Raw genomic sequence first — 10802 nt, 5'->3', positions numbered from 1 at the left:
GTCGCCCAGGAACTCAACGGCCGACCACGCAAAACGCTCGGCTGGAATACCCCAGCCGAGCGTCTGCGTGATCTACTGACAACCACATAGGCCATCACGTGTTGCGAGGACCCTTAGAAACCGCCGACGGGTGGGGGCCTTCGTCGTTCCCGGGTGGTGGGCGCGACCAGGAGCGCTGGCCCCCCGCACCGACCAAATCAAGGAGATCCGGGGCGCGGGCGGCGTCCTGACGCCAACCGAGGCGGCCGGCGCGCGAATCTCCGTGATTTGGTCGGGAGGTCGCCGCAACGAGCAGCCCGCACGCCTCCCAGAGCGCGACGACAGCATCCTCGTCGGCCGCATCGAAGGGCCGGATGTCGACGACCATCAGCGACGGGAACGGTCGCTGAGTCGCTCGATCATGACCTCGAGCGCGTAGACGGGATCGCGTCCGCCGCCCTTCACCTGGGCGTCGGCTTCGGCGAGTGCTTGGATCGCGCGACCGAGGCCGGCATCCGTCCAGCCCTGCAGGTCGCGCTTCGCGCGGTCGACCTGCCACGGCGCGAGGCCGAACCGTTGCGCGAGCTCGTTCGATGACCCGCGTTGGCCGGCGAGCTTGGCCATCGTGCGGATCTTGCTCGCGAACGCGGCGACCATCGGAACCGGGTCGGCACCGGAGGCGAGGGCGTGGCGCAGCAGGCCGAGGGCCTCGCCGTGGTGGCCGGCGATGGCGGCATCCGCCACGGCGAACGCGCTCGTCTCGACCCGGCCGCCGTAGTACCGCGCGACGGTCTCTTCGGTGACGTCGTCGACCGTGTCGGCGAGCAGCTGCTGGCAGGCGGCGGCGAGCTCGGCGAGGTCGTCGGAGAACGCGCTCACCAGTGCCCGCAGCCCCGGGCCGGTGATCTTGCGTCGTGCGGCGGCGAACTCGGCGGCGACGAAGTCCTGCTTGTCGCTGTCGCGCTTCAGCTCGGCGCAGACCACCTCGATGCCGCCACCGGTGCCCGCCCGGATCGCGTCGAGCAGTTTCTTGCCGCGGGTGCCGCTCGGGTAGCGCAGCACGAGGTAGGTCTCGTCGGCGGGCGCGGTGATGTAGGCGAGGGTCTCGTCGAGGAAGGCATCCGTCATCTTGTCGACGTTCTCGACCCGGATGAGGCGGGGCTCCGCGAACAGGCTGGGGCTCGCGAGGGTGAGCAGCTCGCCCGGCGCGTAGGCACCCGCGTCGATGTCGGACACTTCGAGACTCGGGTCTTCGGCCCGCAGGATGTCGCGCAGCAGGCGGATCGCGCGGTCGGCCAGCACGGTCTCGGTGCCGCTCACCAGCACGACGGGCGCGGGGCGCACCTGATCCCACGGGAGCTGCGGGATCGACGCCCGGGAGGAGGCCGGGCGTCCGCGGGATGTCGTTGCCATCGGGTTCAGGTTACCGGGAGGTCCAGACGTCGACCTCCCCCGGCCGGTCTCCCGGGGCGACGAGGATGAGGCCGTCGAGGTCGGTGCGCAGCGCCGTCGTGCCCGTCGCTGCGAGGATGCCGAGCAACGCCTCTGTGGGGTGACCGTAGTCGTTGTCGGCACCGACGCCGATCAGCCCGACAGTGCCGTCGAGCCGTTCGTAGAGTCCCGCCGACTGGTCGGCCGAGCCATGGTGGGAGACCTTCACGACATCCACCTGTGGGATCTCGACGGCCCCCGCCATCCGTGCCTGGGCTTCCTCGCCGAGGTCGGCGAGCATCACCGCGGTGAGGCAGGCACCCCCGTTCGGGCAGGTCCAGTGCAATGCGACACTCGCCGGGTTGCCCGTGGTCTCGTCGCGGGGCGCGGGCCAGAGCGCCTCCCAGGCGAGAGAGCCGAGCGTGCCGCGGTCGCCTCGGTCGACGGGGCTGACCTGGGCCCCCGCGGCGGCGAACTCCGCCAGAAGCCGGTCGTCGGCCGACTCCGCCGGGCGCCCGGTGAGCACCACATCGGCACGATCCAGCACGGCGGCCGCGCCGCCGACGTGGTCGAGATCGAAATGGGTGAGCACGACCAGGTCGAGGCGACCGATTCCGAGGTCGGCGAGGCAGGCGCGCAGCAGCTCGGGATCGCGACCGAGGTCGATCAAGGCGACCGCCTGCCCGCTGCGCACGAGCGTCGCATCACCCTGCCCGACGTCGCACATCGCGTACTGCCAGTCGACCGGGCGGCTCACCTGGGTGACGACGGCTCCCCCGATCGCGGCCGCGAGGTAGGCGACGAGGGCGACGAGGCTCACCGCACGGGCAAGACGGCGCGGCCGTCCGACACCCAGAACGGCGACCAGCGCAGCCACCTCGACAGCGACGAGCAGCGCGACCCCGCCCGGGCCGCCCGGCCACACCCCGCGGGCGCCCGGCAGGCCCGCGAAGAGCGTCGCGACCGCGGCGACCCAGGATGCCGGCAGCCAGCCGAGCCAGGCGACCGCCGCCCCGAGCGGCGGCGCCACGCCGGCGAGCAGACACGCGACGAGGCCGAGCACCGTCGCGAGCGGTGCGGCCGGGGCGGCGAGCAGATTCGCCGGCACCCCGTAGAGCGGCAGCGACGGGTCGAGCAGCAGGATGACGGGCTGGCACGCGAGCTGTGCGGCGAGGGGCACGCTCAGCACCGTCGCGAGCCATCCGGGCAACACGCGCGTCAGTGCGACCGCGAGCGGCCCCGCGAGCGTCAGCAACCCGGCCGTCGCGAGGGCGGAAAGCGCGAAGCCGTAGGAACGCGACAGCCAGGGGTCGGCGATGAGCAGCAGGATGACGGCGGCGCACAGCACCGGAACCCCCAGCGTCGGACGCCCCAGGGCGACGGCCGCGAGCGCGAGGCCCGCCATCACGGCGGCGCGCAGCACGCTCGGCTCGGGGGTGACGAGCACGACGAATCCGAGCAGCGCGACCGCGGCGACGCCGAGGCGGACCGGCAGTGCGGCGCCGAGGAGGGCGGTGACCGCGAGAACGGCTCCGACGACGATCGCGCAGTTCGCCCCCGACACCGCCGTGAGGTGGCTCAGGCTCGACGCCTTCATCGCCGCGTCGAGCGGCTCGGCCACCCGCGTGGTGTCGCCGATCGCGAGCCCCGGCAGCAGCCCGCCGCCCGGTTCGGGCAGCCCGCTGCTCGCGTCGAGGAAGCCTGTGCGGATGTCGTGCGCCCACGCCAGCAGCGGCGGCGGCCCGTGCACCAGCTCGACGTCGCCGCGTGGGAACAGCAGGAACGCGACATCCTCCCCCGGGACGGTGAGTGCGAGGTCGGCACGCAGGGCCACCGTCGCCCCGATCGGCGGGGCCGTTCCGGGATCGGCGAAGACGAGCACGGGTGCCGAGGTTCCCGCGACGACGCCCGCGAAGCGCCCCTCGTCGGCGCGCCCGCCGACCGTCACCTCGAGCTCGAGCGACCGCCCCGAGTCCGCCGCCTCGGCGAGATCCGTCGGGGTGCGGGCCGGTGCGGCGAGGGCGACCGCTCCGAGCACGAGCGTCGCGGCCCCGGCCGCGAGCGCCGGCAGCACGAGGATGCGCGCCGGGAGCGCCGCGATCGCGAGCCCGGCCGCGACCACCGCAGCGACCACGGTCGCTGCCGGAGCGGCATCCGGCATCCCGATCACGATTCCCGCAGCGAGCCAGCACGCGACCACCGCGGGCAGCAACCGCAGGCGGGGCGGCATCCGCCTCACACCGTCACCAGGTCCCGGATGGCGTCCAGCTTCGCTTCCCCGATGCCGCCGACGTCGAGCAGATCTTCGACCGACTCGAAGCGGCCGTGCTCCTCCCGCCAGGCGAGGATCTTCGCCGCCGTCGCCGGCCCCACCCCGGGCAGCGTGTCGAGGGCCGCGGCATCCGCCGTGTTGAGGTTGACCCGTCCGTCGCCCGCGATGCCCGGGGCCGCTGTCGTCGCCTCCCCGATCGCGGGCACCACGATCTGCTCCCCGTCGCTCACGAAGCGGGCGAGATTGAGCCCCGCCGCATCCGCCTGCTCGGTGAACCCGCCCGCGGCCGCCACCGCATCCACCGCCCGCGCCCCGTCGGGCAGCTCGTACAGTCCCGGCCGCGCCACCTGCCCGAGAATGTGCACGTAGATCACCGCGGCGGTCGGCACCCCGGTGGCGCCGTCATCGGGTGCGATCACGGTGCTCGACCCGCGCGGGGTGACGGCGGTCACGAACACCGCGATACCCAGCCCCGCCAGCACGAGGGTGAGCGCGACGCCCGCCAGCCGTCTCACGCGGGCGCGGCGCGGGTCGGGTCCGGGAGTCGCGCTCACCCCGCGACGCTAGGCCGAAGCACCCGTCGAGCGGTTCGGTGCGAGCCCGGGGCGGGATGAGACTCCCAGGAACAGACGGTGGAGGACGCGTAATCTCACGCCATGGATCGGGGCTGGTTCCGCTCGCGGTGGATGGCGTTGACGAGCGTGGCCTTGGCGGTTGCGGCCGTCGGCGTTGACGTGGCGGAGCAGGCTGCGCGAGCTGCCGTCCCGCCGCCCCACCCCGAGGACCCGTACCCGTTGTGGGCAAGCAACGAAGAGCTCCAGGCGGACGGTCTGTGGGTGCTGCACGTCGTGGTCGCACTCGCGAGCTTCGGATTCGGACTCGCGTCGGTCGCGCTGGATCGCGGTCGCGCGCTCGGGGCTGCGGCAGCTGCGGCAGCGGTCGTGGTGCTGGTGCTCTGAGGTCCTACTTCGTCGCGATGTTCACGACCCGCGGAGCGCGCACAATGACGTTCGCGATCTCCTTGTCACCGATCGCCCGCGCCACGTTCTCGGAGGCACGAGCGAGTTTCTCGAGCTCACCCGAGTCGATGAGTGGTGACACCTCGAGCCGGTCGCGCACCTTGCCGTCGACCTGGATGATCGCGGTGACCTGGTCTTCGACGAGCAGCGTCGGGTCGGCCTTGCGGAATCCGGCGAATGCGACGCTGTCGGTGTAGCCGAGGCGCTCCCACATGTCTTCGGCGGTGAACGGCGCGAACAGCGACACGACGACGGCGACGACTTCGATCGCCTCGCGCACGGCGGGATCGCCGGCGCCAGGACCCGAATCGATCGTCTTGCGGATCAGGTTGACCAATTCCATGAGCCGCGCGACGACGACGTTGAACTTGAACGCTTCGAGCAGGCCGGGGGCGTCGGCGAGCAGCTGGTGCGTCGCACGGCGCAGGGCACGGTCGCCGCCCTTCCACGCCACGGTGGGCTTCGACGTCACCTCGCCGGAGATGCGCCAGGCACGCGCCAGGAACTTCGAGGCACCGGTGGGCGAGACATCCCCCCAGTCGATGTCATCCTCCGGCGGGCCGGCGAACGCCATCGTGAGCCGCAGCGCGTCGGCGCCGTGCGCATCCAGCTCGTCGGCGAACTCGACCAGGTTGCCCTTCGACTTCGACATCTTCGAGCCGTCCATCAGCACCATGCCCTGGTTGAGCACGGCCGTGAACGGCTCGGTGAAATCGATGTAGCCGAGGTCGAACAGCACCTTGGTGATGAAGCGCGCATAGAGCAGGTGCAGGATGGCGTGCTCGACTCCGCCGACGTACTGGTCGATCGGCGCCCACTTGGCCGCCTCGGCGGGGTCGAAGGCCTTCGTCGGGTCGTTCGGGTTGAGGAAGCGCAGGAAGTACCACGACGAGTCGACGAAGGTGTCCATCGTGTCGGGGTCGCGGCGCGCCGGACGCCCGTCGGGCAGCGTCGCCTGCATCCACTCGGTGGCGGCGCCGAGCGGCGACGTGCCCTTCGGCTTGAGGTCGAGGCCTTCCGTGGACGGCAACCGCAGCGGCAGTTCCGACTCCGGCACGGGATGCAGCGAGCCGTCTTCGGCGTGCAGGATCGGGATCGGGGTTCCCCAGAAGCGCTGCCGGGAGATGAGCCAGTCGCGCAGCCGGTAGGTCTTCGCGGCTCGGCCGACCCCCTTCTGTTCGAGCAGCTCGATCATCCTGAGCTGACCGTTCGTCTTGCTCAACCCGTCGAGCGGGCCCGAGTTGATCAGCCGGCCGTCGCCGTGCAGCGCCTCGCCGGTGCCCTTCGGGTCGAGCGCGGGGATCTCGCCGGCTTCGAGCATCTCGGGCGTGATCACCGGGATCGCGCCGGTGACGGGGGCGTTGGTGTCGATGACGACCCGCACCGGCAGGTCGAATCTGATGGCGAAGTCGAGGTCGCGCTGGTCGTGCGCCGGCACGGCCATGATCCCGCCGTGCCCGTAGTCGGCGAGCACGTAGTCGGCGGCCCAGATCGGCAGCCGCTCCCCGTTGACCGGGTTGATCGCCCAGCGGTCGAGGAAGACGCCGGTCTTCTCGCGGGAGGCATCCTGCCGTTCGATCTCGGTGGAGCGCTGCACCTGCTCGAGATAGGCGGCGAACGCCTTCTGCACCTCGGGTGACGTGTCGGCGACGAGCTCCGCGGCCAGGTCGGAGTCGGGGGCGACGACCATGAAGGTCGCGCCGAACAGCGTGTCGGGGCGGGTCGTGAACACGGGAAGCTTCGCCTCGCGTCCTTCGACCTCGAACTCGACTTCGGCACCGGTCGACCGGCCGATCCAGTTGCGCTGCATCGCGATGACCTTGCTCGGCCAGGAGCCCTCGAGCTGCTTGAGGTCGTCGAGCAGCCGGTCGGCGTAGTCGGTGATCTTGAAGTACCACTGGGTGAGCTTCTTCTTCACGACGACCGCGCCGGAACGCTCCGACGTGCCGTCGGGCAGCACCTGCTCGTTGGCGAGCACGGTCTGGTCGACCGGGTCCCAGTTGACGTACGACGCCTTGCGGTAGGCAAGACCCTTCTCGTACAGGGTCAGGAACAGCCACTGGTTCCAGTGGTAGTACTCGGGGTCGGAGGTGTGCAGTTCGCGGCTCCAGTCGAAGCTCACGCCGTAGCGGATGAACGACGCCTTCTGCTGCGCGATGTTCTCGTAGGTCCACTTACTCGGGTCGACACCGCGTTTGATCGCGGCGTTCTCGGCGGGCAGCCCGAACGAGTCCCAGCCGATCGGGTGCAGCACGTTGAACCCCTGCTGGCGCCAGTAGCGGGCGACGATGTCGCCGTAGGCGAACGCCTCGGCGTGACCCATGTGCAGGTCGCCCGACGGGTACGGGAACATGTCGAGGATGTACTTGCGCGGCTTGCTGTCGGGCACGCCGGCGACCTCGAACAGCTTCGACTCCTCCCACCGGGGAAGCCACTTGGCCTGAATCCGATGGATGTCGTAGTCGTTCTCGGGGTCGTGGTCGTCGTGCTGCACGCGTTGCCTCTTCGTTCCGTATCGGGCCCTGCGGCCCCGTCCAGCGTAGCCAACCGTTCGGCGAGGGTTGGCGTTCCCGATCCCGTGATCCCCGCGACGATCCCTACGCCCGCGAGCGGAGGGCGGCGAGGGGGGCGCGGGCCTTGAGGCGCATTTCGGCGTACTCCTCGTCGGGGATCGACAGGGTCGTGATACCGCCGCCCGCTCCGACGGAGGCGCCCGCGGCCTCCATCACGATCGAGCGGATGACCATCGCGAGGTCGGCCTGCCCGTCGTAGCCGAAGAACCCGAAGCAGCCCGCGTACAGACCTCGGGGGCCGGCTTCGAGCGCGTCGAGGATCTGCGTCGCCCGGATCTTCGGCGCCCCCGTCATCGACCCTGCCGGGAAGCAGGCGGCGAGGGCATCCACGGCGGTGAGCCCGGGGCGCAGCCGCCCCTCGACCTCGGAGACCAGCTGGTGCACCGCGGGGTAGCTCTCCACCGCGAGCAGGCTGGTGACTGCGACCGATCCGAGCTCGCAGACCTTCGAGAGGTCGTTGCGCATGAGGTCGACGATCATGACGTTCTCGGCGCGCTCCTTCTCGCTGTCTTCCAGTTCGGCGGCGAGTTCCTCGTCGGCGACCTGCACGCTGGCACGGGGCCGGGTGCCTTTGATCGGGCGGGTGCGCACGAGTCCTTCGGCGTCGACTTCGAGAAAGCGCTCCGGCGACGCGGAGAGCAGCGAGGTTCCGGCGATGCGCAGGAAGCCGCCGTGGTGAGACGAGGATGCCGCCCGCAACGCCAGGTAGGAGGCGATGTCGTCGAACGAGCCGTCGACCTCCGCCATCGTCGTGAGGCAGATCTGGTAGGTCTCGCCCTCTCGGATCGCGTCGAGGCAGGCCCGCACATTCGCCAGGTACGTCGCCTCGTCGTCGCGCCACCGCACCTCTGCCTCGCTCGGCGGACGGGAAGACGGGGCCGGCGGGTCGGCGAGCCGGGCGACGAGGTCGTCGCGCCATGCCGCGAGCTCGCCCGACCACTCGTCGCCGAGCGCGAGGAGGTCGGCGGTGCCGGCCTCGACGTCGATCGCCAGCGCCCGGTCGACCCGCAGGAACGCCGCCTCGGGATGCCGGTCGTGCCGGGTCACCGCAACGCCCGTGGTCTCCTCGCGCACCTCGTAGCCGACCCAGCCGACGACGCCGAGGCGGAATCCGTCGAAGCCCGGGTAGGCCCGGTACAGCTCGATCGGCTCCCGCTCGAGCTCGGCGCGCAGGGTGTCGAACACCGCGCCACGCTCGGGCAGAACGCGCGCCCCCGAGCCGAGCACGTGCACGCCGTGTCTGCCGCTGTCGAGCCAGAACACGTCGCCCCCCGCCGTCGCGAGGGCACGAAACGCCGCCTCGGGGTCGATCCGGCCGGCGAGGTTGTGGCGCAGCAGTCGGCGACGCATAGCCTGATCCTATGAGCGCGGCCATCACGTTCCGGTGGGACGACGGCATCCTGGAACCTCGCACCGACTGCGACATCCTGCCGGCGTCGATCGAGGCCGCCGACTCGTGGCTGGCGACCGACGGCACGGTGCTCGCCCTCGACCTGCACCGCACCCGGTTCATGACCTCCATCCCCCGCGGGCGGTACCTGCAACTCGACCCGGGAGCGTTCTGGGATGCCGCGATCGCCGCGATCCCGCGCACCGGCGACTGGTTCCCCCGCGTCGAGCTGCGCACGCAGCTGTTGCGCCCGCAGTTGCTGTTCCGGCTGCGGGAGGCGCCGGAACGCTCACGCTCGATCGTGCTCGCCACGCATCACGGCCGCGATCCGCGCAGCGCCCCGCGCTTCAAGGGTCCCGACCTCGAGGCGATGGTGCGGCTGCGCACGTCGGTGCAGAAGAAGGGCGCCGGGGATGCCGTCATCCTCACCTCCGACGGATTCATCGCCGACGGCTCGACGACCTGCCTCGCCTGGTGGCGGGGCGACGCGCTCGCGATCCCCGACGACGCGATCGAGCGCATCGACAGCGTGACGCTGCGCAGCGTGCTCGCCCTGGCGACGGCGACCGGAGTCGACGTCCTGCGGGAGTCGGCCCGGCCGGAAGATCTCGAGGGGTGCGAGGTGTGGGCGCTCAACGCACTGCACGGCATCCGGATCGTCACCCGCTGGATCGACGGCCCCGCGGTGGCGGAAGAGCCCGGGCGGCTCGACGCCTGGCGACGCCGCCTCGACGCGCTCCGCCGCCCGTTGCCGGGGGTCGAGGTCTCGGCATGAACGAGGTGCTGCTGTGGGTCCTCGACCTCGTGCGCAGCGTCGACCCGCTGGCGCGCACCCTGCTCGCCGGGCTCGGGATCTTCCTCGAGACGTCGCTGCTCGTCGGACTCATCGTGCCGGGAGACACGATCGTGCTCGTCGCCGCGACCGCCGTCGAGACCCCGATCCAGTACGCGGGGCTGCTGGTCGCCGTCATCGTCGGAGCGCTCGGCGGCGAGAGCATCGGCTTCGCCCTCGGCCGGTTCTTCGGGCCCAAGATCCGGGACTCCCGCCTCGGGGCGCGCATCGGCGTGCGCAACTGGCAGCGCGCCGCCAACTACGTCGACCGGCGCGGCGGCATCGCCGTCTTCGTGTCACGCTTCCTGCCGGTGCTGCATTCGCTCGTACCGGTCACCGTCGGCATGAGCAACATGCCGTACCGCCGGTTCATCGCCTGGACCACGCCGGCGTGCGTCCTCTGGGCCTTCGCCTACGTGACCTTCGGATCGGTCGCCGCCGTGTCGTACCGAGAGCTCGCGAACTCCCTGCACTTCGCCGGGTACCTGTTCGTGGGCGCGGTCGTGCTGTTCGTGATCGGCGTCTTCGTGGTCAAGAAGCTGATCGAACGGTCAGAGTCGCGTCACTGGGAGCGTCCCGGCGACGGCGACGCGATGACGATGGACGACGACTAAGCAGCGCTCGCGGGCGTCGGCCAGAACGGTGCCATCAGCGCGGCCGCGGTCGCGACCCCGGCGAGCAGGTAGTCCTCGTCGCCCTGCGGGTCGTTGGTGAACGCCCGGGCGGTGAGAGCATCCGTCGCCACGACCATCGCCGAGAACGCCAGGCGCGCGGCGTCGGAGCCGTCGAGGCCGAACCGGCTGACCAGCGCATCGAAGAGGCGATCGGCGAAGCCCTGCATCGCGGGACGCCCCGTGGCGGGGCGCAGGTCGAGCACGTCGCCGTAGCGCAGCGAGGCGAAGCCGGGCTCGTCGCGGTAGGCGGCCTTGATGTTGTCGAACACGGCGCCGAGGGCGGTGAACCAGTCCGGATGCGCGGGATCCATGAGGGCGGCGAAGGTCGAGTCGCTGGTGCGTTCGACGTTGCGGGCCGCGAGGCTCTGCAGGACGGCGATGCGGTCGGGGAAGTAGCGGTAGACCGTTCCGATCGATGCACCGGCTCGCTCGGCGACCATCGCAGTGGTGAGTCGCTCGTAGCCGATCTCGTGGACGACGTTCGCGGCGGCGTCGAGGAGCGCGGTCAACCGTGCGGCGCTGCGCGCCTGCACGGGCTCGTTACGGATGATCGCGGTGCTCTCGACCCGCGGAGCCTCCAGGTGTGTTTGTGCCAATCGGATTCTCCTCAGTCTGATCTGCTTCGGATTGTA

Annotated in this window: 9 protein-coding genes; 3 read left to right on the top strand and 6 right to left on the bottom strand. The window is 71.2% G+C overall.

The annotated features are described in order from the left end of the window. Positions 1 to 366: 366 nt before the first annotated feature. From holA to IE173_RS13755, 3 genes are read right to left on the bottom strand one after another with little or no spacing between them, the layout of a single operon-like run. Positions 367 to 1392 carry a DNA polymerase III subunit delta gene (gene holA, locus IE173_RS13765; RefSeq protein ID WP_191284095.1) on the bottom strand — a complete coding sequence of 342 codons (1026 nt, stop codon included), beginning with the start codon at positions 1390 to 1392 and terminating at the stop codon, positions 367 to 369. A gap of 10 nt (positions 1393 to 1402) precedes the next feature. Beyond that, positions 1403 to 3640, bottom strand: coding sequence for a ComEC/Rec2 family competence protein (locus IE173_RS13760; RefSeq protein WP_191284094.1), 2238 nt, complete (start codon positions 3638 to 3640; stop codon positions 1403 to 1405). Between the two features lie 5 nt (positions 3641 to 3645). Continuing rightward, the gene (locus IE173_RS13755; protein WP_191284093.1) at positions 3646 to 4236 is read right to left on the bottom strand and encodes a helix-hairpin-helix domain-containing protein; all 591 of its coding nucleotides are present in this window, start codon (positions 4234 to 4236) and stop codon (positions 3646 to 3648) included. Between the two features lie 102 nt (positions 4237 to 4338). On the opposite strand from IE173_RS13755, the gene IE173_RS13750 reads away from it, so the two are divergent. Further along, positions 4339 to 4641, top strand: coding sequence for a hypothetical protein (locus IE173_RS13750; RefSeq protein WP_191284092.1), 303 nt, complete (start codon positions 4339 to 4341; stop codon positions 4639 to 4641). A 4-nt stretch (positions 4642 to 4645) separates the two neighbouring features. Here the strand turns inward: IE173_RS13750 and leuS are convergent, their stop codons facing one another. Further along, entirely contained in the window at positions 4646 to 7195 is a 2550-nt protein-coding gene (leuS, locus tag IE173_RS13745; RefSeq protein WP_191284091.1) for a leucine--tRNA ligase, read from the bottom strand. Positions 7196 to 7298: 103 nt separating this feature from the next. Next, a complete protein-coding gene (locus IE173_RS13740) occupies positions 7299 to 8624 on the bottom strand; it encodes an anthranilate synthase component I family protein (RefSeq protein ID WP_191284090.1) in 1326 nt (441 codons plus the stop codon). 11 nt (positions 8625 to 8635) lie between these two features. Between IE173_RS13740 and IE173_RS13735 the strand changes: the two genes are divergently transcribed. Together IE173_RS13735 and IE173_RS13730 are read left to right on the top strand one after the other, a co-directional pair. Next, a complete protein-coding gene (locus IE173_RS13735; RefSeq protein ID WP_191284089.1) occupies positions 8636 to 9439 on the top strand; it encodes an aminotransferase class IV in 804 nt (267 codons plus the stop codon). After that, a complete protein-coding gene (locus IE173_RS13730) occupies positions 9436 to 10110 on the top strand; it encodes a DedA family protein (RefSeq protein ID WP_191284088.1) in 675 nt (224 codons plus the stop codon). Before IE173_RS13735 ends, IE173_RS13730 begins: the two co-directional genes overlap by 4 nt. Here IE173_RS13730 and IE173_RS13725 read toward each other — a convergent pair. After that, positions 10107 to 10766 carry a TetR/AcrR family transcriptional regulator gene (locus IE173_RS13725; protein ID WP_191284087.1) on the bottom strand — a complete coding sequence of 220 codons (660 nt, stop codon included), beginning with the start codon at positions 10764 to 10766 and terminating at the stop codon, positions 10107 to 10109. The genes IE173_RS13730 and IE173_RS13725 overlap by 4 nt on opposite strands. Positions 10767 to 10802: the final 36 nt, after the last annotated feature.

This window comes from Pseudolysinimonas yzui, from assembly GCF_014653215.1.
In the GTDB taxonomy this organism is placed as follows: Bacteria; Actinomycetota; Actinomycetes; order Actinomycetales; family Microbacteriaceae; genus Pseudolysinimonas_A; species Pseudolysinimonas_A yzui.
Note: the sequence above shows the minus strand (reverse complement) of the source record. Positions and strands in the feature narration are given on the sequence as shown.

What these genes read in the sequence shown, in the direction of transcription:
- IE173_RS13740 (WP_191284090.1), bottom strand. Translation starts at nt 8,624, where the DNA reads ATGCGTCGCCGACTGCTGCGCCACAACCTCGCCGGCCGGATCGACCCC.
- holA (WP_191284095.1), bottom strand. Translation starts at nt 1,392, where the DNA reads ATGGCAACGACATCCCGCGGACGCCCGGCCTCCTCCCGGGCGTCGATC.
- IE173_RS13760 (WP_191284094.1), bottom strand. Translation starts at nt 3,640, where the DNA reads ATGCCGCCCCGCCTGCGGTTGCTGCCCGCGGTGGTCGCGTGCTGGCTC.
- IE173_RS13735 (WP_191284089.1), top strand. Translation starts at nt 8,636, where the DNA reads ATGAGCGCGGCCATCACGTTCCGGTGGGACGACGGCATCCTGGAACCT.
- IE173_RS13750 (WP_191284092.1), top strand. Translation starts at nt 4,339, where the DNA reads ATGGATCGGGGCTGGTTCCGCTCGCGGTGGATGGCGTTGACGAGCGTG.
- IE173_RS13730 (WP_191284088.1), top strand. Translation starts at nt 9,436, where the DNA reads ATGAACGAGGTGCTGCTGTGGGTCCTCGACCTCGTGCGCAGCGTCGAC.